This window comes from Arthrobacter sp. CMU6, assembly GCF_059090205.1.
On the sequence record NZ_JBNHFL010000001.1, the window covers coordinates 112,625 to 133,963 of the forward strand.

Consider the following 21,339-nt stretch of genomic DNA (forward strand, 5'->3'; position numbering starts at 1 on the left):
CCAACCAACCCGGATTCAATGAGGAACCATGACCCAGATCTTCGACAATCCCGCTGATTTCGCAGACGAGGCACTGGACGGCTTCGTCGCCGCCAACCGCGGTTACGTTGCCCGCGTCGACGGCGGCGTCGTCCGCTCCACGGAAATGGCCTCCGGCCAGGTGGCGCTCGTGATCGGCGGCGGCTCGGGACACTACCCGGCCTTCGCCGGGCTCGTGGGCCCCGGCCTGGCTGCAGCCTCAGCGTGCGGCAACATGTTCGCCTCACCTGCCGCAGGGCAGGTCTACCGCGTGGCCAAGGCCGCCAACGCGGGCGGCGGGGTGCTGCTGAGCTACGGCAACTATGCCGGCGACGTCCTGCACTTCGGCCAAGCACAGCTTCGGCTCAACGCCGAAGGCATCGAGACGCGCACTGTTCTGGTCACGGACGACATCGCCAGCGCCCCGCTGGACCAGATCGAGAAACGCCGCGGCATCGCCGGCGACCTGACGGTCTTCAAGATCGCCGGCGCCGCCGCCGAAGCTGGCCTCAACCTCGACGAGGTGGAGCGCCTGGCCATCAAGACGAACCACCGCACCCGGTCGCTGGGCGTCGCCTTCGACGGCTGCACCCTTCCCGGCGCCTCCGAGCCGCTCTTCACCGTGCCGCCCGGCCAGATGTCGCTGGGCCTGGGCATCCACGGCGAACCCGGCATCTCCGAGCACCCGATGCCCACCGCGTCCGAACTCGCGGAACTGCTGGTGTCCCGGCTGCTCGAGGACAAGCCGGACGACGCCGGCGACCGCGTGGTCGCCATCGTCAATGGCCTGGGAACCGTCAAGTACGACGAACTCTTCCTCCTCTTCGGCAAGGTCGAAAAGCTCCTCAGCGCCGCCAACCTGACCATCGTGGAACCGGAGTGCGGCGAACTCGTCACCAGCCTGGACATGTCCGGGCTCTCGCTCACCCTGCTGTGGCTCGACGACGAACTCGAGCAGTTCTGGGCGGCGCCGGCCGACACCCCGGCCTTCCGCAAGGGCAACACCGCGCCGCGCGCCCGCCGCGAACTCTCCGGCACCGAAGCCACGGCTGCCGAGGAGACCGAAAAGGCAACCGCGGCGTCCGCTGACCTGGGACGGCTGGCAGCCGCCGTCCTCGCCCAGGTGCGGGACGTCGTCGTCGAACACGAAGCGGAACTCGGCGACCTGGACGCGATTGCCGGCGACGGCGACCACGGCATCGGCATGCGCCGTGGCGTTGATGCGGCTGCCGCGGCCGGCGAGCAGAACGCAGCAGCGGGTGCCTCGGTTGAACGCGTGCTCACCGTCGCAGGCGAGGCCTGGAGCGAACGCGCCGGGGGGACATCCGGTGCGCTGTGGGGCACGGCCGTGATGGCCGCCGGCCTCGCGCTGGGCAACCGCGATTCGTACGCCGCCGGGGACGCGGACGCAGCCGTGTCCGCCTTCAGCAACGCCATCACCGAACTCGGCAAGGCGGAGCCGGGGGACAAGACCATGGTTGACGCCCTCCTGCCGTTCCGGGACGCGTTCAGAGAAGCGTTCGACGACGGTGCCTCCCTGGCCGGTGCCCTCACCACCGCCGCTGCCGCGGCGAACGAAGCAGCCCGCCGGACCGCGGACCTGCGCCCCCTCAAGGGCCGCGCCCGCCCGCTGGCTGAAAAGAGCCTTGGCCACCCGGACCCCGGTGCAGTCTCTTTCGGACTGATTGCCGAGCGAGTGGCCGCCTACCTCGCATCTGATGCGGCCGATTCCACACCGGCCGCGTCCCACATGGCCTCGACGGCCGGAAACGGAGCAACGGAATGAGCAACACAGAAGGCTGGCGCATTGTCATCGGCAACGATGAGGCCGGCGTTGAATACAAGGAAGCACTGAAGGCCCTGCTGGAGGCGGACCCCCGCGTTGCCTCCGTCGAGGATATTGGCGTCGCGGCGAACGACTCCACCGCGTACCCGCACCTGGCTGTGGCAGCCGCCCGCAAGGTGGCCGAAGGCGAAGCGGACCGCGCACTCCTGATCTGCGGCACCGGCCTTGGCGTGGCCATCGCCGCCAACAAGGTCCCCGGCATCCGCGCCGTCACGGCGCACGACAGCTACTCCGTGGAACGCTCCGTCCTCAGCAACAACGCGCAGGTCCTCACCATGGGCCAGCGCGTCATCGGGCTGGAACTGGCCAAGAAGCTCGTGGGCGAATGGCTGGAGCACCGCTTCGATGAAAACTCGTCCTCCGCCGCCAAGGTGGATGCCATCTGCTCGTACGAACCCGACTACACGAAGGCCGACTGAACATGACCGAAACACCCACCAGCTCACGCAAGTTCGCCGTCGTCGGATCCGGCTACATGGGCGGCGGCATCGCCCAGGTCCTCGCCCTCGGCGGTGCGCGCGTTGCCCTCGCTGACGTCTCCGCCGAGGTGGCGCAGAAGAACTACGAGCGCCTGCTCACCGAATCCGACCAGTTCGTGGCGGACGGACTGTTCCCCGAAGGATCCACCGAAACTCTGAAGCAGAACCTCTGGCCCGCGAAGGACATCGAGGAAGCCGTGGCCGACGCCGACTTCATCGAGGAGGCAGTGCCCGAGGTCATCGGCATCAAGCACGAGACGCTGGCCCGCATCAGCGCTGCCGCCCGGCCGGACGCCATCATCGGCTCCAACACCTCCACCATCTCCATCGCAGAGCTGTCCCAGCCGGTGGCCAACCCGGAGCGTTTCCTTGGCGTGCACTTCTCCAACCCGTCGCCGTTCATCCCCGGCGTCGAGATCATCCCGCACGAGGGCACGTCCACCGAGACGGTTGCCGCTGTCCGCGACCTGGTCCACTCCGCCAACAAGCAGACGGCGGTGGTCAAGGACGTCACCGGCTTCGTGCTGAATCGCCTGCAGTACGCGCTCTTCCACGAGGCCGCGCAGCTGGTGGAACAGGGCATCGCGACGGCGGAGGACGTGGACACCCTGGTCCGCACCACCTTCGGCTTCCGGTTGCCGTTCTTCGGTCCGTTCGCGATCGCCGACATGGCAGGCCTGGACGTCTACAACTTCTGCTACAAGTCGCTGCAGACCGACTTTCCGGAGCGCTTCGCCACACCGAAGATCCTCACGGACCTCGTGGAGGCGGGCAAGCTCGGCACCAAGACCGGTGCAGGCTTCCTGAATGTCCCGGCCGAGCGCACCCCCGAGCTGATCGCCTACCGCAACAAGGCCTACGTCGCGATGCAGAAGCTCATCGAGGAACTCGGCCCGGCCCCGATCAACTAGGGCACCAATTAACGGCGCCCAGTACCCGGCGCGTCATCTAACCAGGCACTGATCGGTCATGCACTGACCACCAAGCACTGACCAACCAAGCACTGATCAACCAAGCACTGATCAACCAAGCACCACAGCAGCAGGGCGCCGCCTCCGGGCAGCTGCCCTCCTGTTGTGCTGCCCATTTCACCCGCGCTGGGGCGGGGAGACACCGGGCAAGAATGCCGTGCAAAAACCCGCTCCAGCAAACGACTTAGGAGCACATCCATGAGCACTTTTCCGTCCGAGCGCACGGCAATCGTCACCGGCGCAGTCTCGGAGCGCGGCATCGGCCGGGCCACGGTGAACTACCTGGCGGCGCAGGGCTGGAACATCGGCATCATCGACCTCGACGACGCCCTCTGCCAGGCCACGGCCAAGGAGATCGCCAGCCAGTACGGCGTGAAGGCCCACGGCGTGGGCGCGAACGTGGCGGACGAGACATCGGTCCGCGCGGCGATCGACTCCATCGAGGCGGAGCTGCCCCAGATCGTGGCCCTCGCCAACGTTGCCGGCGTCAGCTCGCCCGTCCCGTACCTGGAACTCGACGCCGCCGAGTGGGACCGCGTGCTGAACATCAACCTTAACGGCGTCCACTACGCCACCCGCCGCGTGGCCGAATCCATGGCGAAACACGGGATCGGCCGCATCGTGAACATCTCCTCCGTCTCCGCGCAGCGGGGCGGCGGGACGTTCTCCAAGACCCCCTACTCCGTTGCCAAGGCCGGCGTGATCGGCCTGACCCGGGCCACGGCCCGTGAACTGGGGGAGTACGACATCACGGTCAACGCCATCTCGCCCGGCCCCATCGACACCGACATCATGGGCGGCACCCTGAGCCAGGAACGCAAGGACGAACTGGTCAAGGACCTCGTGGTCAACAGGGTTGGTTCCACCCGCGACATCGCAGCAGCCATCGCTTTCCTTATCAGCGAGGACGCCGGATACATCTCCGGCCAGACGCTGAATGTGGATGGCGGCCTCTACATGCACTAGAAAGGACCGGTCATGCGCCAGACCACCCGGAACGCCCAGCACGCAACAGCCCAGCAGGTCCAGAGATCGTGGACCAGGGAACGCAAGATCTACCTGGCCATCGGCGTCCTCGCCAGCCTGGCGGGCGTGCTGCTCATTGCCTTTTCGCTCTGAGCTTTTTCGTTCCAACATCCTGACTCACCGGACCCGTTCCTCCTGGACGGACCCATCTGCTGTGCCCTGATTTGCTCACTTTTGCTCAAAGAGGAGTTCGAATGACTGTCACCAACCCATCCACCACGAAGGAGCTGCTGGATTCGCCGGTCCTCAAATCGGCCATTTCCAAGGCGTCCTTCCGGCTCATGCCGATGCTCGTCATCCTGTATGTTGTGGCCTTCCTGGACCGCACCAACGTGGGCTTCGCCGAGGCGGCTCTCGAGGTAGACAAGGGCATCACCGCCGGCGCCTACGCTCTCGGCGCCGGCATCTTCTTCATCGGCTACGCCCTGTTCGAAATCCCCAGCAACCTGCTCCTGACCAGGTTCGGCGCCAAGGTATGGCTGGCCCGCATCGCCATCACCTGGGGCATCGTCTCGGCCTGCTTCGCCTTCGTCCAGGGCGAAACCTCATTCATCATCCTGCGGTTCCTGCTGGGTGTGACCGAGGCCGGGCTCTTCCCGGGCGTCATCATGTTCCTCGCCGCCTGGTTCCCGAACAAGGTCCGCGTGAAGATGTTCGCCATCTTCTACCTGGCACAGCCGTTCTCCCAGATGATGGGCGCGCCGCTGTCCGGCTGGCTGATCAACATCGGCGACCAGGTCCCCGGCGTCCAGGGCTGGCAGGTCATGTTCTTCGTCGAGGGCATGCTGGCCGTGCTCGCCGGTATTGCCGCCTACTTCTTCCTCATCAACAGCCCGCAGGACGCCAAGTTCCTCAACAGGGACGAGAAGAAGGCCCTGCAGGACGTCATGGCCCTCGAGGACACCGTCAAGGAAGAAACGGGCCCCCGTGGCGTGCTCGCGGCCATGAAGAACGGCAAGGTCTGGTACTTCACGGTCATCTACTTCTGCCTCCAGATCGCCGTGTACGGCGTGACCTTCTACCTTCCCCAGCAGGTAGCCCAGCTGACCGGCCAGAAGGTGGGTCTCGCCGTCGGACTCATGGCTGCCATCCCGTGGTTCTTCGGCATCTTCGCCTGCTATTTCATCGGCAAGGCGGCCAACACCGTGATCCGCCGCCGGGTCTGGGGCACCGGGCTGTTCATCTCCACCGGCCTGTGCATCTTCGGCTCCGCCTGGGCCGGTGCAAACCACCTGCCCGCGCTGGGCATCGTGTTCATCACGCTCGCGGTGTGCAGCTTCCTCTCCATCGGCCCCATCGCCTGGTCGTATCCGACGGCGTTCCTCACCGGAACTGCCGCCGCGGCGGGCATTGGACTCATCAACTCGCTGGGTAACCTGGGCGGCTTTGTGGCCCCGATCCTGCGGACCACCGTCAACCAGGTCACCGCCTCGGACACGGGCACCATGGGCATCTACGCACTCGGTGTTCTGCCGTTCCTCGCCGCGGTCATGATGATCGGTACGCGGAAGTTCAAGAACAAGGCCGACGACCTGCTCGAAACCGGCACGCCCGGGAAGGCAGGCACCGCACAAGAGCAGGTAGTGCTGGAAAAGTAGTCAGCAACAAACCGCAGCAGCGCAGCAACACCAGCACTCCGTAACTCCAGCAAAGGCAGGAAACCCCGTGACCCAGCTCAGCCAGGCCATCAAAGATCCCGGCACGATTTTGGTCGGCGTCAGCACCAAGATGTACCTGGGCTACGGGGACAGCCTCCGCTGGCTGAACGAACTGCGACAGCAGGTGGACGCCCGCCCGGCCCTTGCGGCCGGGCGGGTGGTTCCGTTCGTGATTCCATCCTTTCCGATGCTTCCGGCCGCGGGGGAGATCATTGCCGGGTCGCCGCTGGTCCTGGGCGCCCAGAACTGCGGCTGGGCCGACGGCCCGTGGACGGGTGAGCTCTCGCCGTCGCTGCTCGCCGAGCTGGGCGTGGGACTCGTGGAGATAGGCCACGCCGAACGGCGGCGGCATTTCGGCGAGGACGACGCCATGATCGCGCTCAAGGTCCAGGCGGCCGACGACGCCGGGGTCACCCCGCTGCTGTGCGTGGGGGAAGAGTCCCGGGACACGGGGACCTCCCGAAGCACCGGAGCAGCCGACGCCGACGGCACTGCGGGCGCGGAAGACGCTGCCCGCTTCGTCTACGGCCAGATCGGCGCCGCGGTTGGCGGCGACTGGGGGCTCGCCGCGCGGCTGGTCATCGCTTACGAACCGGTCTGGGCCATCGGAGCAGCCGACCCCGCCAGCGCAGCGTACGTGTCCGCCGTCGTCCGTATTCTGCGGGAGCAGCTCGGTGCTCACGGCCTGCAGGGACTGCCCGTGATTTACGGCGGCTCGGCGAAACCAGGACTGCTGCCCACACTGGACGGGGTGTCGGGGCTGTTCCTCGGCCGCTTCGCGCACGACGCCGTGAACTTCGGAAAAGTGCTGGACGAAGCACTGTCACTGCCTGGCGCTAGCCGCCGCTAACAGGCCCGTTAAAGGAACGCTTCCCGGCCCGTCCCCTCGCTGAGCACGAGCTCGCCGTCCTCAATGGACACAAGGAGGCTCCGTGGCCTGCCGTGGAGCTTCATTTCCGCGCTGAGATTGCGACTGGTGACTTCAACCCCCACCGTTGCGCCTTTTGCCGGCAGTTCAACGGAGACTTCCTCGGCCATGCCCAGCAGCTCCCGCGTGGTGACATCGCGGTCGTACCGGGCCTCCTTGCCGTTGACCGTGATGGCGACCTCATCCTCATTGAAGCCGTCCTGAAGAATGATGAGCAATTCCTGCATGATGCGCCGCCTAAGTCGATGACCTCCGCTGCATAAAGTCACTACATCACTTAAGGGCGGTTGTGGGTAGTGCGGTTTGCTCCGTCCGCCAGCCCCTGATCGCCCCGGATCCGGGCGCGTAGGGCAAAATGTTCTGGTGACCCAACAGCCGCAGCACCCCGCCACGCCCACGCCCAGCCCTGCCGCCGCCGGGACAAAGCCGAAGGACATCCCCGCACCCGTGCCGGCTGGCGGCCACGGCGCGGACGATGTGGCAGCCCGCATAGCGGGGCAGATCGCCGCCGAGCTCGGCGTGAAGGCATGGCAGGTGAAGGCGGCTGTGGAACTGCTCGACGGCGGGTCGACGGTTCCCTTCATCGCCCGCTACCGCAAGGAAGCCACCGGAACGCTCGATGACGGCCAGCTCCGTGAGCTCGACGAGCGCCTGCGTTACCTCCGCGAACTGGAGGACCGCCGTCGGACTGTCCTGGAGGCGATTGCCGCACAGGGGAAGCTGACCCCGGAACTGCAGGCCAATGTCGTGGCCGCCGATACGAAGTCGCGGCTTGAGGACATCTACCTGCCCTTCAAGTCCAAGCGCCGCACCAAGGCGCAGATTGCCCGCGAAGCCGGCCTGGAGCCGCTCGCGGATGCCCTGCTCAAGCGGCCCGAACTTGATCCCGTACGCGAGGCGGCCAAGTACCTGAACGCTGAGCACGCCGTCGACGACGCAGCTGCTGCGCTCGCCGGCGCCCGCGCCATCCTCGTCGAGCGCGTAGCCCAGGACGCCGACCTTGCCGAGAACCTGCGGGAACGACTGTGGACGCAGGGCCGGATGGTGTCCCGGGTGAAGAAGGGCAAGGAATCCGAGGGGCAAAAGTTCGCGGACTACTTCGAGTTTTCGCAGGCACCGTCGGGAATGCCGTCGCACCGCGTGCTGGCGCTGCTGCGCGGTGAGAAGGACGGGGTGCTCGAGCTGGACCTCACCGAAGCGGACCCGGCCGACGACGACGCCCTCGCCGCCGCGCGCACCCGTTACGAATCCGCCGTTGCCCGGTTCCTCGGGGTTGCCGACCGCGGCCGCCCCGCCGATTCCTGGCTGCTCCAAACCGCCCAGGTGGCATGGCGTTCCCGGGTGCTGGCGCGGCTGACCGCCGACCTGCGGGGACGCATGTTCGCCGCCGCGGAAGACGAGGCCGTGCGCGTTTTCGCCGCCAACCTGCGCGACGTGCTGCTGGCCGCGCCGGCAGGAAACCGCTCAACCCTGGGCCTGGACCCCGGCCTGCGGACGGGCGTTAAGGTGGCCGTGGTCGACAAGACGGGCAAGGTGGTGGCCACGGACACCGTCTACCCGCACGCGCCGGCGCGCAAGTGGGACGAAGCCCTGGCGACGCTGACCCGTCTGGCCCGGCAGCACGCCGTCGAACTCGTGGCCATTGGCAACGGAACGGCGTCGCGCGAAACGGACAAGCTCGCGGCCGAACTGATCAAGCAGCTCTCCGCAGCTGCCGGCTCCGGCGCCGGTGCCGTGGCACCGCAGAAGCTGGTGGTGTCCGAGGCCGGCGCGTCCGTGTATTCCGCGTCCGCCCTTGCCGCTGCCGAGCTGCCGGGCATGGACGTGTCCCTGCGCGGCGCGGTGTCCATTGCGCGCAGGCTGCAGGATCCGCTGGCTGAGCTGGTGAAGATCGATCCGAAGTCGATCGGCGTGGGGCAGTACCAGCACGATGTCACGGCCGCGAAGCTGGACCGCAGTCTCGATGCCGTGGTGGAGGACTGCGTGAACGCCGTGGGCGTGGACGTGAACACGGCGTCGCCGGCGCTGCTGAGCCGGGTGGCCGGCGTCGGGCCGCTGCTGAGCGAGAACATCGTGGCGTACCGCAACGAGCACGGGCCGTTCGCCAAGCGCACCGAGCTGAAGAAGGTGCCACGGCTGGGAGCGAAGGCGTTCGAACAGTGTGCCGGGTTCCTACGGATCACCGGGGGAGCGGAGCCGCTGGACGCCTCCAGCGTGCACCCCGAAGCGTACTCTGTGGCGCGGAAGATCCTGACTGCCGCAGGCGCCTCCCGCGGTGGTTCCGGGGCAACCGCCGGTCTTGCTCCGCTGGCCGACGCCGGACGGCTGAACCCTGCCGATTTTGTCGACGGAACCTTCGGGCTCCCCACCGTGCGCGACATCATCGCCGAACTCGAGAAGCCGGGCCGCGATCCGCGTCCGGCGTTCAAGGCGGCAGCGTTCTCCGAGGGCATCGAGAAGATCTCGGACCTGAAACCTGGCATGGTCCTCGAAGGAACGGTCACCAACGTGGCCGCCTTCGGCGCGTTTGTGGATGTGGGGGTTCACCAAGACGGGCTGGTTCACGTGTCCGCCCTCGCGAACCGGTTCGTCGCCGATCCGCGCGAGGTGGTGAAGTCCGGACAGGTGGTTCGGGTGAAGGTGCTTGAGGCCGACCCGGAGCGGAAACGTATCTCCCTCACGCTGAGGCTAGACGACGAGCCGACCTCTTCCGGCGACCGCTCCGCTGGGGGACGCTCCGGCGCCGACCGCTCGGCTGGGGGACGCTCCGGCGGCGACCGCGCCGAACGTTCGGCAGGCGGCAATAGGGAAGGCGGCCGGAACCGGACGGCTACTCCTGGCCAATCTGGCGGGAAACCCGGGGCGCGCCAGGGCAGTGATTCGAGCCAGGCCTCGGCGGACCGCAGCGGCGGGAAGCGGCAGCCGAAGCAGTCCGGCCAGCGGCCAGCCCCAGCAGATACCGCCATGGCCGAAGCACTGCGAAGGGCCGGCCTCGGCAAATAGGCTCCCGCACGGGGGAGCGTGTCGCGGCACAGCATCCGGAACGGGCGGAGGCCGGTGACTACAGTAGCCCCTATGAGTTTTACGAGGCCGGAGACTTTCACCACCCGTCCTACCCTGCAGGGCACGTTCGGCATGTCCGCCACGACCCATTGGCTCGCCACCGGCACTGCGCAGGCCGTGCTGGAGCGGGGCGGCAACGCGTTCGACGCAGCCACCGCCGCCGCGTTCGTGCTGCATGTGGTGGAACCGCACCTCAACGGGCCGGGCGGCGACATGACGGGCGTCTTCACTACGGCGGAGGAGCCTGGCAAACCCGTGGTCCTGATGGGCCAGGGCCCTGCCCCCGCGGGGGCTACCGTCCAACACTTCCGCGCCGAGGGCCTCGAACTCGTGCCCGGATCAGGTGCGCTCGCCGCTGCGGTACCTGGCGCCGTCGACGCCTGGCTGTTGCTGCTGCGGGACCACGGAACCTGGGAACTGGCGGAAGTCCTGGATTTCGCCATCCGGTATGCGCGGGACGGCCACCCGGTGCTGGCTCGCGTCTGCAGCACGATCTCGGCAGTGGCGGGGCTTTTCCGCGAGCACTGGCCCACGTCTGCGGAATTGTGGATGCCGGAGGGGCGAGTCCCGGAGGAGGGTGAGCTGGTCCGGAATCCGGCCCTTGCCCGCACCTTCCAGAAACTGGTCCAAGCCGGTGCCGGCCTCGGCGAGGCGTTCGCCGCGGAGCCGGCGCACACGCGGGAGGAGCGTATCGACGCTGCCCGCAGGGAATGGAGCGAGGGCTTCGTGGCCCGGGCCGTGGCCGAAAGCGTACGCACACCACACCGCCACTCGTCCGGGACCGACCACCGCGGGGTCATGACGATGGCCGACCTGGCCGGATTCCGCGCGTCGTACGAGGAAGCGGCGACACTTGAATTCCGCGGGCACACCATCGCCAAGACCGGCCCGTGGGGACAGGGGCCGGCCCTGCTGCAGACGCTCGCGATCCTGGCCGGCTTCGATGACGACCACCTCGACCCGTCCACCGAGCTCGGGGCACACACCATCCTGGAGGCCCAGAAGCTCGCACTTGCGGACCGTGAGGCATACTACGGCGACGCGGACGTCCCGTTCGAATACCTCCTGTCAGACGAATATGCGGCGTCGCGCCGGGAGCTGATTACGGAAAACGCGTCGCTTGAGTTCCGTCCGGGCTCTGTTCCCGGGCGTGGACCGTACATGCCCGCGCTTCGCACGGAGTATGTCCCGCCTGCGCTGTCGAATGACGACGGCGGGTCAACCCTTTCGGGAGACCGTGCCGCTCCCGGCCGCGCGGGTTCCGCGGCTGCCGCCGGGGTCGGCGAACCGACGATTGGCGAACCGACCATGGGTGAACTTTCGCTCGGTGAACTTATGCCCAGTGAACCCACTGTGGCGTCCAACGGGGAAACCCGCGGCGATACCTGCCACATCGATGTTGTGGACCGGTGGGGAAACATGGTTTCGGCCACGCCGTCCGGCGGGTGGCTGCAGTCGTCGCCGGCGATCCCTGAGCTCGGGTTTTGCCTTGGTACGCGGTTGCAGATGACGTGGCTTGAGCCCGGTACGCCATCCACGCTGACGCCGGGCAAGCGGCCCCGGACCACGCTGACGCCGACGTTGGTGCTGCGCGATGGCGTTGCTGTCTCCGCGCTCGGCTCGCCCGGAGGAGACCAGCAGGACCAGTGGCAGCTGCTGTACCTGTTGCGGACCATCGTTGGCGGGTACACGCCGCAACAGGCTATCGATGCACCGGCGTTCCATACAACGTCAGTGCCAGGGTCTTTCTGGCCGCGCACCTGGGAGCCTGGCGGCGCCGTCGTCGAGGATAGATTGGGCGGCGACGTTATCGCCGGACTGGAACGGCGGGGACACCGGATCACACGGGCGGGTGGCTGGACGCTGGGACGGCTGTCCGCTGTCGTACGGGATCCGAGGACCGGCGTGCTGCAGGCAGCCGCGAACCCGCGTGGCGCGCAGGGATACGCGGCGGGACGGTAGGAGCGGAATCGTCTTCCTCTCACGTTCGCGTTGATTGGGCGGTGAACAACCGTGGCGGCGGGCGGCGGTGCGGGGTTTCTGGTGCGGCGGTTATCTGCAAGGCTTGGGGGCATGAACTACTTCCTGGAGTACACGATTCCCGCTGCCCCCGACGACGCCGAATTCGAGTTTCCGCACGACGAGATTCGAGCCGGGACCACCATCCCGCTCTCGGAGACCAATGCTGACGTAGTGCACACTCCCGAGCTTCCCGCCCGTACCGGCATCATCGGTGCCACCGTGCCCGAAGCGAAGCTCGAAGCCGAGCAGCTCATCACCCACAGCCGCGCGACGGAGGCGTCCCTGTACGAGGATCCCTCAAATTCGCTGCAGGCAGGCGTGGGCACGCTCGTAGCTACCTTCACCGAGGGCAGGGGCTGGCAGGACGCATAGCGGCTGCAAATGATCGTTTCACCGGAAGCGCCTGGTCCCGATTGAGGGGCCGGGCGCTTCTGTTTTGGGTCGGAAGTGATTGACCCCGTACCGGCACCGCACCGCACTTCTGGATCTGCACGAAAGTGGCGGCATCTCCCCGTGCATATTCCCGTGTTCGGTTCCGCTATGCGTGTATCTCGGCTATGCGTGTATCTCGGCACGCCGGTGACACAAGACCGATTTCGCGACCGCACCAGCGGCGCCGCGCTGCTGCTGGTTCATGTTTTGTGGTGGTGGTTTTGTCTGGGTTGTTGGCGGGGGTCGATGTGGGGTGGGGGGATGAACCAGGGGGTGCCGTTTTTGACGTGGATTTTCCACTGTTCTTTGTGGATCAGGTGGTGGTGGTGGGTGCAGAGGAGGGCGCCGTTGTCGGTGCTGGTTGTCCCGCCTTGTGACCAGTAGGTGATGTGGTGGGCTTCGCACCAGGAGGCGGGGATGGTGCAGTTGGGGAAGGCGCAGCCCTGGTCGCGGGCGGAGAGGGCTTTGCGGATGTGGGGCGGGAAGACCCGTGTGGTGCGGCCGATGTCGAGGATGCGTCCTTCGGTGCCGAGGAGGACGGGGATGATGTCGGCGTCGCAGGCGATTTTGCGGATGGTGGAGGCGGTGATGGGGCCGGTGTAGGTGAAGGTTCCGCTGCCGGTTTGTGTGCCGGGCAGCGCGGTGTTGGGCCAGTTGGTGCCCGGGAACGCGTTGCCGGGGCCGGTGCCCGGAACGGTCTCAGCTCCGGAGGGAGGCCAGGTGTCGCCGGTGCCTGTCAGGGGCCGGGGTTCGCTGGTTGGCCGGGTGTCTTGCCCGGTTGGCCGGGTGTTGTTTGTTGGTCGGGTGGCGGGGTTGTTGGTGGTGCGGGTTTTGTTGTAGCGGGGGCCTTGGTTGGCGGTGGTTTGGATGCTATTGAGGAGGTCCTGGTAGGAGATGGTGACCATGACTTGGGGGCGGAGTCCGCCGGTGATGGGCAGGGTGCCGGCGGCGAGGGCTGCTTTGCAGCCGCCCACGAGGCCGTCGAGGCGTTGTTGGGGGAGGGTGCGGCGGTCCAGGTCAGGTTCCCGGGCGGAGGCGTTGAAGGCCGCGTCGAGGTCGGCCGGGGCCGCGCTGCCATTTCCACTGTTGGGTGTGGTGGCGCGGGGGTTGGTGGCGGTGTTCATGATGGTGGTGAGGACTTCGAATTGGTCGGTGGTGGCGTGGACTTCGAGGTGGTGCAGGCCGCCGCGTTTGTGGTGGAGGAAGACGCCTTGGCGGTGGCGGAGGGTTTCTTCGCTGGGTTCGGTGCCGTCCTGGTCCAGGGCATCGATCCAGCGGTGGGCGATGCGGGTGAGGAAGTCGTGGTCGTTTTCGATCGCGGTGTGGGTGAGGTTGTGTTCCATTTGGGCGATCGCGGCGGGGTCGGGGATGTGGCGGACTTTGTCCAGGGCGGTGGTGATGATGGTTCCGGCGCGGGAGGAGATGATCCCGGCGGTGAGGGCGGCGGCGGTTTCTTCGTGGGCCGGTGGCATGGGCCGGCCGGCGAGTCCGGTGCGCGGCAGGGTGGCGTTGGCCAGGGCGAGGCGGCGGCGGGCTTCGGAGGTGCTGATCCGTAGCCGGGTGCGGAGGAACTCGGCGGTGTTCCGGGACCCGTCATCGGCCGGGGACCAGGCCACCGCACCCCCCGGCACACCTGCTGTGGAGGGTTTGGCGTCGTCGGCGGCACTGAGGCCGGAATCACTCTCGGCGCCGGTACCGGGGCCGGTGGTGGTGGCGGTGGCTGTGGCGGGTTCGGGTTCGGTGGTCCAGCCGGTGGTCCAGCCGGCCGCGCGGCTGGCCGTTTCGGCGGCGTTGATCGCCTCGGTCCGCGTCCGATCCACGGCCGCGGCGGCCAGCAGCTGGAGGTGCTCGATGCGGCGGGAGACTTTCTCGGCGAGATCAGCAAAGTCTGCCGCCTGGCCGAAGTTTGCTGTGGCCAGTTCCTCCTGCGCCGCGGTGGTTGCGGAGTCCAGCAACGCCAGGACCGTCTCTAAATCAGGGGTTGCCAGACCTGCTGACACCGGGCCGGGCATTGCCGGGCCAAGCGCTGCAGAACCGGAAGCGGCGGCGCTACTAACGGACGCCAGTCCGCCGCCGACGCGACTGCCGGCATCAAAGCCGGCGGCAGCACCGCCGTCCGACCCGTCCTTAACAACCGCGTCCTGGACAACGGCGTCAGAACGGAAACCGACACCAGGAACGCTGCGAAGCCCGCGGCTGCGCAGCAAAGCAGCCGCACTCAGGCCGGAGACGTCCGTCCCGGCTGCGGGATCCGCTAGCTGCTCCCCAATGGCTTCCATGGGACTACTTTGTCAGCGGGGTCTGACATTTTTAGTGGTGATGAGGGTCACTGCGGGCGAAAGGGGAAAAGTTCTTGAAAAACTTTTAGAACACGGCCAATTCCGCCGAACCACTTCCAGCGGCTTGCATCGGGTCAGGGGTGACGCACTCCAACGCCGGCCAGAATGTCTCGGTAGCCCTCGCGAAAGGTTGGGTACTTGTACGAAAATCCTGTCTTCCGAAGCAGCGCGTTGCTGCACCGCTTGTTGCCGCCCCGCGCGTCGCCCAGGGAACCCGTCGGCGGAACGTCAAACCCCAACTCTGCCGCCAGGAAACGCAGGACGTCGCCCAACTCGGCTGGATCGTTGTCCACGCCCACATACACGCGCGATGGCACCTCAGGAATGCTGAGCAGATGCACAATGGCACCGGCGGCGTCGTCGCGGTGGATGCGGTTGGTGTAGCGCGGTTGGTCTGGAATGACGGCGGTTCCGGTTCGAACCTGGTCGATGAGGCGCGTGCGGCCTGGACCGTAGATTCCGCCAAGCCTGAGCACAATCGGTGAAGTCCCGGTTCCGTCGAGGCGCTGCAACAACAAATCCTCTGCCTCACGCATGATGCGGCCGGAGAATCCAGCGGGTTCCGGCGTCGTGTTTTCGTCGATCCAGCCCCCGCCGGCGTCGCCGTAAACCGCTGTGGACGAGACGAAAAGGACCCGATCAGGCCTCACTTGGTCGCGTTCGAGGGCATCGAGCACATGCCCTGCGCCGTCCAGGTACGCGCTTCGGTATGCCTCTTCGGTAGGCGCATCCGCCGCCACAGCAATGACGACGGCGGTAGTGTCCGCCGGGACACGCGGCAGTTCGGCGGTGCTTAGGTTCGCAGCGGCGCCCTCGATTTCAGCCGGCAGCTTGTCCGGCGAGCGGCGCCAGCCCACCACCCGGTGCCCCGCAGCGGCGAACCGCAGACCCACTTCGGTGCCGAGGTCGCCGCAGCCGGCGAGAAGGATAGTCATCCGACTCAGAGCGCCGGAACGGGGAAGAAGACGCGGGGATCCTGCAGCAGCGCCGGGTAGTCGAACGCCGACCGGTCGATGATGTCGGTGACCTGGAAGTTGCGGCCGAAGCGCCCGTCGTCGAGCGTGATGGGACGGCCCACAACCATTCCGACGGCGAACCTCTTGCCGCCGTCGAAAGGCACAGCCACCGGCGACTTGCCTGGAAGCGTTGAGAAGGCTGCCTCCTGGCGCTGCCGCTTCCGGGACGGCTTCTTGACCAGCGGCTTAGCCGGGGCCTTCCGTGCAACCTTGGAGGGGCGGCGGGAAGTTTCCTGAGCGTAGACGAACTGATAGTCGTCCGCGGAATCCCCGGCCTCGGCAGTGCCGGCCCCGTTGGCACCAACCGCGTCGGAACCAGCAGCCTCGGCCGAACCAGCCCCGCCACCCGAAGCAGCAGCGGAGCCCTGGGCAGCCCGCCCCACGGCCGGAAGCCCAACCTTGTCCAGTTTCTCTGGGTCGCCGTGGCCGACGTGCTCGCGAAGGATCCAGAGAACGTCACCCTCGGGATCCTCCGGCAGGAACTCGTGCTTGGGCTCCGGCCAGACGTACTCCAGCCCGTGCTCGGTGCCAGGGAACACCTGTTCGTAGAAACGGGGGTCCTTGCGGATCAGGTTGGAGCGGTGGCTCAGGTGGAAGTCGGGGTCGCCGAGCCACGGCGGGAGCAGAATCTTGGCGGCATAATCCGGGTGCGCGGCTTGGGGTGCGAACTCACGGATGTTGTCCCGGGTGTTGTCGTCGAAGCCGCGCTTGGTCCATTCGTCCACCATGGCCAGGCCGTACATGGTGAGCGCCGGAACGTGCCCCATCCACATGCGGATGGCGGGGTGTGACTGCCACCCGTATTCCGGGATGACCAGCGCACGGAGTGTCTGCAGCGCTTCTACGCGCTGCTTGCCGAGCCGGGGTGTGTCCAGCGCGGCCGCGCTTTGCCGGAAATCGGGATAGGGAAGGAAGGTTTGCATCCCTTCAGTCTGCCGTCCCCGGCGCCGTGTGCCAATTGAAGTGCCGGACGGCACAGTCGGCGGCCAAAATGGACGGCCGGGTGTTCACATAGTGGACCCATGCATACGGAAGGTTGATTAATCCACTAAGATATCCGAAACCTCAACAGCGTCTGGAAGCCTACACATGACTTTTACCTCTCCCGCGCCCCTGTCCTCCGCCCCCGCGGAGACGAATTCACACGCGTCACAGGAGCCTCAGCTGTTCGTCCCGAAGTACGGCCAAATGCTGGCCCCCGACGCGAACGGGATCCTCGTTCTCGACGAGTTTACTCTGGACCCGGCGGCTGCGCGCAAGGACCAGCACCGTTTCCGCACCGCGCTTGCTTCCGTTGCGCTGACCCTGCGCCGGCTCGTCGCCTTGCGTGTTTTCATCGCAGTGGTGGCCGTCGCCAACCTGCCGCTGTTCCTGATGTCCACCGGGTGGTGGATCTATGCAGTGTCACTGGCCCTGGTGATTGGCGTTCACGCTGCTGTGAACTGGCTGAACAAGCACGAGCCGCGCGTCAAGCAGCGTCACGAGCTCGAGCTGCACCTGCACCGCGAGCGCAGCGACAACTACCGCAAGGTACGCGACGCCGTGAAGTTCGTCATTGACAGCCCTGCCCGCGTCAACGAGCACCTCTACCTTGAGCTGCTGCATGCGAAGCGGGTTGCCCTGCACCTGGCCTCCGGCACTGTCGCGCTCCTCGACACCAGCGACGACGCCGCCTGGAAGGTGCGCATCGTCCGGGAACTTTCCGCCACGGCCTAAGACGTTTCACCGACGGTTCCAGCCGTCACGCTGAAGAGAATTAATAACGGCGCCGGGCGTCCCCACTCAGGGGGCGCCCGGCGCCGTTGTTTCTTAAGGCAGGCCCAGCTCTGCAGTCAGGCCATCTGAAGGCAGGCCAGCTCTGTGGGCATGAGCATCAACGCCGGACACAGGGGACACAACGACGCCGGGCGGCCCCTCGAAAGGGACCGCCCGGCGTCGAGCTTTAAGGCATTGCCGCTATGCGGCCTGTCCAAGCAGGGTTAGGCAGGGAGCTGCAGAACCTGGCCCACGTACACCAGGTTCGGGTTGCTGATGGTGTCAGCGTTGGCGTCGGCAAGGTGCTGCCAGCCGCCGTGGATGCCAAGCTTGGCGGCGATCTTGCTCAGGGTGTCACCATCCTGGACGGTGTAGGTCGCGCCGCTCACGGAGATGGCGGCAGCGTGACGGGCCTGGACGGGAGCCTGGGCTACTTCGGCCACCGGGGTCTGGGCAACGGGAGCGGTCTGGACCGGAGCCTGCACGGGTGCGGCCTGCACGGGTGCTGCCTGGACCGGCGCGCTCTGGGGCAGGATCTGCGGTGCAGGAGCGCCACCGCCGCCGTTCAGGCCCAGCTTGGCGGAGCAGGCGGGCCATGCGCCCCAACCCTGGCTGGCCTGGACCTTTTCGGCCACGGCGATCTGCTGGGCGCGGGAAGCGTTCTGGGGCGAGCCCGTTCCGCCGAAAGCGGCCCAGGTCTGCGGGGTGAACTGCAGGCCGCCGGAGAAACCGTTGCCAGTGTTGGTGGACCAGTTGCCGCCGCTCTCGCACTGGGCGAGGGCATCCCAGGTGGAAGCGCTCGCGGTAGGCACTGCAGCGTTAGCGGCGGTGGCAGAAAGGGCCAAGGTTGCGGCGGAAACAGCGGCCAGGGTGACTCCACGGCGCGCGGCAGTACTGAAAGTAGACTTCTTCATTGGGATGCTCCTGAGGCCACCCGCGCTCGGTCCGTCCCCGGACGTTGTCGCGCTACTGCCCGCCCCCTGACGAACTAGAGGTCATTTCGGTGTCCGCCGGCCGGGCAGTAACTGGTGGTGGCGGCACCGGGCATTCATGGGCCCGCGTGGCGCGGGCATGTGTCCCACCCTAGAGGTGTTGCGCGCCGTTATCAAATCGAGATCTTTATTGACAGTCAAGTGGTTCTGAGGCAGTCCGGCCGAGCGCCGAAGCCAGGTACTGCGCCGTCCGGCTGTCGGGTGAACTGGCGACAGCGGCGGGCGTTCCGGAGGCAACCACCTTGCCGCCCGCGTCACCGCCGGCCGGCCCGAGGTCGATCACCCAGTCCGCTTCCGCCACCACGTCCATTTCGTGCTCCACCACGACCACCGTGTTTCCGGCGTCGACGAGGCGGTGCAGCTGGGCCATGAGAAGCCGGACGTCGGCGGGGTGGAGGCCGGTGGTGGGCTCGTCGAGCAGGTACATCGTGTGGCCCCGGCGTGCCCGCTGCAGCTCGGTGGCGAGTTTGATGCGCTGTGCCTCGCCGCCGGAGAGTTCGGTGGCGGGCTGTCCCAGCCGCAGGTAGCCCAGCCCGACCTCCCGGAGCGTCTGCAGGCTCCGGGCCGCCAAGGCAACGTCGGCCAGGAATTCGGCGGCAGCGTCCACGGTCATGGCCAGGACATCGGCCACGGTCTTGCCGCGGTAAGTAACTTCGAGGGTTTCCGGGTTGTAACGGGAGCCGTCGCATTCGGGGCAGGGACCGTAGCTGCCAGGCAGGAACAGTAGTTCGACGGCGACGAATCCCTCGCCCTGGCAGGTCTCGCAGCGCCCGCCAGCCACGTTGAAGGAGAAGCGTCCGGCGCCGTATCCGCGGGCACGGGCTTCGTCCGTGGCGGCGAACTCCTTGCGCACGGCGTCGAACAGCCCGGTGTACGTGGCCAGGTTGGACCGGGGCGTGCGGCCGATCGGTTTCTGGTCCACCGTCACCAGCCGGTCCACATGGTGCAGGCCGGTCACCGTGCCGACGCTCAGCGGGGTGCCGGGTTCGACGGCGTCCACGGGCTGGTCCTCCCCGGCGCCGCCGCCCACGGAATCAGAGCCAGCGCCCGCGTCATCGTGCAGCTCGGCTCCGACCACCTCGGCCAGCACGTGGCTGACCAGCGTTGACTTGCCCGAGCCGGAGACTCCGGTGACCGCGGTCAGGACCTGCAGCGGGAAGGAGGCATCGAGGCCGCGGAGGTTGTGGCGGGTGATGTCGTTCAGTTCCAGCCAGGCACGGGGTTCCCGACGCCGGCCGGCTGGCGCGCTGCTGGAAGGCACGCCGTCGTCAGATGCTGCGCCACAGGCAGGCGTGGCGCCCCCGGAACCATCCGGGACGAGGAACGGGCGCGTGACAGAGGCCTCGACATCGGCGAGGCCGGCTACCGGGCCGCTGTACAGCACTTCGCCGCCGCCCTCTCCGGCCTGCGGTCCCACGTCCACGATCCAGTCGGCCCTGCGCACGATGTCCATGTTGTGTTCCACCACGAACACGGAGTTGCCCGACGACTTGAGCTGCTCCAGCACCGCGAGCAGGGGCTCGGCGTCGGCGGGGTGCAGCCCGGCCGATGGCTCGTCCAGCACATAGACCACGCCGAACAGGCCCGAACGGAGCTGCGTGGCGATCCGGAGGCGCTGCATCTCGCCCGGGGAGAGGGTAGGCGTCGACCGGCCCAGGGCGAGGTAGCCGAGCCCCAGATCCAGCAGGATTGTGATCCGCTGCAGGAGGTCGCGCGTGATGGCCACGGCCACCTCGTTGCTTTCGCCGGAGGACAGCTTGCGGGAGGCAGTGTTGACGTCCTTCAGCTCGGTCGTCGGCCGGATGATGTCTGCCAGTTCGGCCATCGGCACGGCGTTGAGCTCGGCGATCGTCCTTCCGGCGAAGGTCACGGCCAGGGCCTCCGGTGTGAGTCCGCTGCCGCTACACCGCCGGCAGGGGCCGGTTTCCATGAAGCGGAGCACCCGTTCGCGCATCGTGGTGCTCTTGGAATCCGCGAGCGTGTGCAGCACGTGGCTCTTGGCGCTCCAGAACTTGCCCTTGTACGGCTTGGCCACCCGATCGCGCTGAGGGGTGATTTCCACCACCGGCTGCTCCTCGGTGAACAGGATCCAGTCGCGGTCTTTCCGGGGCAGCTCCTGCCACGGGGTGTCGACGTCGTAGCCCAGGTGGGTGAGGATGTCGCGCAGGTTCTTGCCCTGCCACGCCGTCGGCCAGGCGGCGATGGCACCATCACGGATGCTCAGGGACGGGTCCGGGACCAGGGAGGACTCGCTAACAGTGTGTGCCACGCCGAGGCCGTGGCACTCCGGGCACGCCCCGGCAGCCGTGTTGGGCGAGAACGCGTCCGAGTCCAGCGTGCCGGCCCCGGCCGGATAGCTGCCGGCGCGCGAGAACAGCATGCGGAGCGAGTTGGGCAGGGTGGTCACCGTCCCCACCGTGGAACGGCTGCTCGGCGTCCCGCGGCGCTGTTGAAGCGCGACGGCGGGAGGCAGCCCGGTGATCATTTCCACCTTGGGATTGTGGCCCTGCTGGATCAGGCGCCGGGCGTACGGCGCCACGGACTCGAAGTACCGGCGCTGGGCTTCGGCATAGATCGTACCGAAGGCCAGCGAGGACTTGCCCGAACCCGAGACGCCGGTAAAGGCGACAATCGCGTCGCGCGGGACGGCCACGTCCACGTTGCGAAGGTTGTTCTCGCGGGCACCGCGTACTCGGACGAAGCCGTCCGCTGAGTGGTGGGCGCCGGGCCCGGTCTCCAGGCTCCAGTCCAGATCGGCCAAGGGGGCAGCATACTCTTCAGTCCGCATCTGTTC

General features: G+C 67.3%; 17 protein-coding genes. 11 read left to right on the top strand and 6 right to left on the bottom strand.

Annotated elements, in window-relative coordinates:
* The first annotated feature begins 28 nt into the window (after window positions 1-28).
* From dhaL to AC5RWD_RS00550, 7 genes are all read left to right on the top strand, one after another.
* Window positions 29-1,804, top strand: coding sequence for a dihydroxyacetone kinase subunit DhaL (dhaL, locus tag AC5RWD_RS00520; protein WP_494018159.1), 1,776 nt, complete (start codon window positions 29-31; stop codon window positions 1,802-1,804).
* The gene (locus AC5RWD_RS00525; protein WP_003804524.1) at window positions 1,801-2,283 is read left to right on the top strand and encodes a ribose-5-phosphate isomerase; all 483 of its coding nucleotides are present in this window, start codon (window positions 1,801-1,803) and stop codon (window positions 2,281-2,283) included. Before dhaL ends, AC5RWD_RS00525 begins: the two co-directional genes overlap by 4 nt.
* A gap of 2 nt (window positions 2,284-2,285) precedes the next feature.
* Window positions 2,286-3,254: a 3-hydroxyacyl-CoA dehydrogenase family protein gene (locus AC5RWD_RS00530; protein ID WP_494018160.1), complete on the top strand. Its 969-nt coding sequence runs from the start codon at window positions 2,286-2,288 to the stop codon at window positions 3,252-3,254.
* Between the two features lie 258 nt (window positions 3,255-3,512).
* Window positions 3,513-4,280, top strand: a complete 768-nt coding sequence (locus tag AC5RWD_RS00535) for an SDR family NAD(P)-dependent oxidoreductase (protein ID WP_494018161.1) — start codon at window positions 3,513-3,515, stop codon at window positions 4,278-4,280.
* A gap of 12 nt (window positions 4,281-4,292) precedes the next feature.
* Window positions 4,293-4,433: a hypothetical protein gene (locus AC5RWD_RS00540; RefSeq protein WP_494018162.1), complete on the top strand. Its 141-nt coding sequence runs from the start codon at window positions 4,293-4,295 to the stop codon at window positions 4,431-4,433.
* A gap of 101 nt (window positions 4,434-4,534) precedes the next feature.
* Window positions 4,535-5,938, top strand: coding sequence for an MFS transporter (locus tag AC5RWD_RS00545; RefSeq protein ID WP_494018163.1), 1,404 nt, complete (start codon window positions 4,535-4,537; stop codon window positions 5,936-5,938).
* 130 nt (window positions 5,939-6,068) lie between these two features.
* Window positions 6,069-6,848: a triose-phosphate isomerase family protein gene (locus AC5RWD_RS00550; protein ID WP_494018323.1), complete on the top strand. Its 780-nt coding sequence runs from the start codon at window positions 6,069-6,071 to the stop codon at window positions 6,846-6,848.
* Between the two features lie 8 nt (window positions 6,849-6,856).
* On the opposite strand, the gene AC5RWD_RS00555 is transcribed toward AC5RWD_RS00550, so the two are convergent.
* Entirely contained in the window at window positions 6,857-7,153 is a 297-nt protein-coding gene (locus AC5RWD_RS00555; RefSeq protein WP_102973246.1) for a hypothetical protein, read from the bottom strand.
* A 220-nt stretch (window positions 7,154-7,373) separates the two neighbouring features.
* On the opposite strand from AC5RWD_RS00555, the gene AC5RWD_RS00560 reads away from it, so the two are divergent.
* The 3 genes from AC5RWD_RS00560 (at window position 7,374) to AC5RWD_RS00570 (ending at window position 12,383) form a co-directional block, all read left to right on the top strand.
* A complete protein-coding gene (locus tag AC5RWD_RS00560) occupies window positions 7,374-9,929 on the top strand; it encodes a Tex family protein (RefSeq protein WP_494018324.1) in 2,556 nt (851 codons plus the stop codon).
* A gap of 72 nt (window positions 9,930-10,001) precedes the next feature.
* Entirely contained in the window at window positions 10,002-11,951 is a 1,950-nt protein-coding gene (locus AC5RWD_RS00565; RefSeq protein WP_494018164.1) for a gamma-glutamyltransferase family protein, read from the top strand.
* A gap of 111 nt (window positions 11,952-12,062) precedes the next feature.
* Window positions 12,063-12,383 carry a hypothetical protein gene (locus AC5RWD_RS00570; RefSeq protein WP_494018165.1) on the top strand — a complete coding sequence of 107 codons (321 nt, stop codon included), beginning with the start codon at window positions 12,063-12,065 and terminating at the stop codon, window positions 12,381-12,383.
* Window positions 12,384-12,643: 260 nt separating this feature from the next.
* Here AC5RWD_RS00570 and AC5RWD_RS00575 read toward each other — a convergent pair whose 3' ends face one another.
* From AC5RWD_RS00575 to AC5RWD_RS00585, 3 genes are all read right to left on the bottom strand, one after another.
* Entirely contained in the window at window positions 12,644-14,722 is a 2,079-nt protein-coding gene (locus AC5RWD_RS00575; RefSeq protein WP_494018166.1) for an HNH endonuclease signature motif containing protein, read from the bottom strand.
* A 134-nt stretch (window positions 14,723-14,856) separates the two neighbouring features.
* Window positions 14,857-15,717 carry an NAD-dependent epimerase/dehydratase family protein gene (locus AC5RWD_RS00580; RefSeq protein WP_494018167.1) on the bottom strand — a complete coding sequence of 287 codons (861 nt, stop codon included), beginning with the start codon at window positions 15,715-15,717 and terminating at the stop codon, window positions 14,857-14,859.
* 5 nt (window positions 15,718-15,722) lie between these two features.
* Window positions 15,723-16,721 (bottom strand): MSMEG_6728 family protein, encoded by a 999-nt coding sequence (locus AC5RWD_RS00585; RefSeq protein WP_494018168.1) that lies wholly within the window; start codon window positions 16,719-16,721, stop codon window positions 15,723-15,725.
* A 166-nt stretch (window positions 16,722-16,887) separates the two neighbouring features.
* Here AC5RWD_RS00585 and AC5RWD_RS00590 point away from each other — a divergent pair, with 166 nt between their 5' ends.
* On the top strand, window positions 16,888-17,514 hold the full coding sequence (locus AC5RWD_RS00590; protein WP_494018169.1) for a hypothetical protein: 627 nt from the start codon (window positions 16,888-16,890) through the stop codon (window positions 17,512-17,514).
* A gap of 263 nt (window positions 17,515-17,777) precedes the next feature.
* Here the strand turns inward: AC5RWD_RS00590 and AC5RWD_RS00595 are convergent, their stop codons facing one another.
* Together AC5RWD_RS00595 and AC5RWD_RS00600 are read right to left on the bottom strand one after the other, a co-directional pair.
* Window positions 17,778-18,467, bottom strand: a complete 690-nt coding sequence (locus tag AC5RWD_RS00595) for a transglycosylase family protein (RefSeq protein ID WP_494018170.1) — start codon at window positions 18,465-18,467, stop codon at window positions 17,778-17,780.
* A 205-nt stretch (window positions 18,468-18,672) separates the two neighbouring features.
* Complete coding sequence (locus AC5RWD_RS00600; protein ID WP_494018171.1) at window positions 18,673-21,333, bottom strand: excinuclease ABC subunit UvrA; 2,661 nt, start codon at window positions 21,331-21,333, stop codon at window positions 18,673-18,675.
* Window positions 21,334-21,339 lie beyond the last annotated feature (6 nt).

What these genes read in the sequence shown, in the direction of transcription:
- AC5RWD_RS00575 (WP_494018166.1), bottom strand. Translation starts at nt 14,722, where the DNA reads ATGGAAGCCATTGGGGAGCAGCTAGCGGATCCCGCAGCCGGGACGGAC.
- AC5RWD_RS00550 (WP_494018323.1), top strand. Translation starts at nt 6,069, where the DNA reads ATGTACCTGGGCTACGGGGACAGCCTCCGCTGGCTGAACGAACTGCGA.
- AC5RWD_RS00530 (WP_494018160.1), top strand. Translation starts at nt 2,286, where the DNA reads ATGACCGAAACACCCACCAGCTCACGCAAGTTCGCCGTCGTCGGATCC.
- AC5RWD_RS00525 (WP_003804524.1), top strand. Translation starts at nt 1,801, where the DNA reads ATGAGCAACACAGAAGGCTGGCGCATTGTCATCGGCAACGATGAGGCC.
- AC5RWD_RS00535 (WP_494018161.1), top strand. Translation starts at nt 3,513, where the DNA reads ATGAGCACTTTTCCGTCCGAGCGCACGGCAATCGTCACCGGCGCAGTC.
- AC5RWD_RS00580 (WP_494018167.1), bottom strand. Translation starts at nt 15,717, where the DNA reads ATGACTATCCTTCTCGCCGGCTGCGGCGACCTCGGCACCGAAGTGGGT.
- AC5RWD_RS00555 (WP_102973246.1), bottom strand. Translation starts at nt 7,153, where the DNA reads ATGCAGGAATTGCTCATCATTCTTCAGGACGGCTTCAATGAGGATGAG.
- AC5RWD_RS00585 (WP_494018168.1), bottom strand. Translation starts at nt 16,721, where the DNA reads ATGCAAACCTTCCTTCCCTATCCCGATTTCCGGCAAAGCGCGGCCGCG.
- AC5RWD_RS00590 (WP_494018169.1), top strand. Translation starts at nt 16,888, where the DNA reads ATGACTTTTACCTCTCCCGCGCCCCTGTCCTCCGCCCCCGCGGAGACG.
- AC5RWD_RS00600 (WP_494018171.1), bottom strand. Translation starts at nt 21,333, where the DNA reads ATGCGGACTGAAGAGTATGCTGCCCCCTTGGCCGATCTGGACTGGAGC.
- AC5RWD_RS00545 (WP_494018163.1), top strand. Translation starts at nt 4,535, where the DNA reads ATGACTGTCACCAACCCATCCACCACGAAGGAGCTGCTGGATTCGCCG.
- dhaL (WP_494018159.1), top strand. Translation starts at nt 29, where the DNA reads ATGACCCAGATCTTCGACAATCCCGCTGATTTCGCAGACGAGGCACTG.
- AC5RWD_RS00570 (WP_494018165.1), top strand. Translation starts at nt 12,063, where the DNA reads ATGAACTACTTCCTGGAGTACACGATTCCCGCTGCCCCCGACGACGCC.
- AC5RWD_RS00540 (WP_494018162.1), top strand. Translation starts at nt 4,293, where the DNA reads ATGCGCCAGACCACCCGGAACGCCCAGCACGCAACAGCCCAGCAGGTC.
- AC5RWD_RS00565 (WP_494018164.1), top strand. Translation starts at nt 10,002, where the DNA reads ATGAGTTTTACGAGGCCGGAGACTTTCACCACCCGTCCTACCCTGCAG.
- AC5RWD_RS00595 (WP_494018170.1), bottom strand. Translation starts at nt 18,467, where the DNA reads ATGAAGAAGTCTACTTTCAGTACTGCCGCGCGCCGTGGAGTCACCCTG.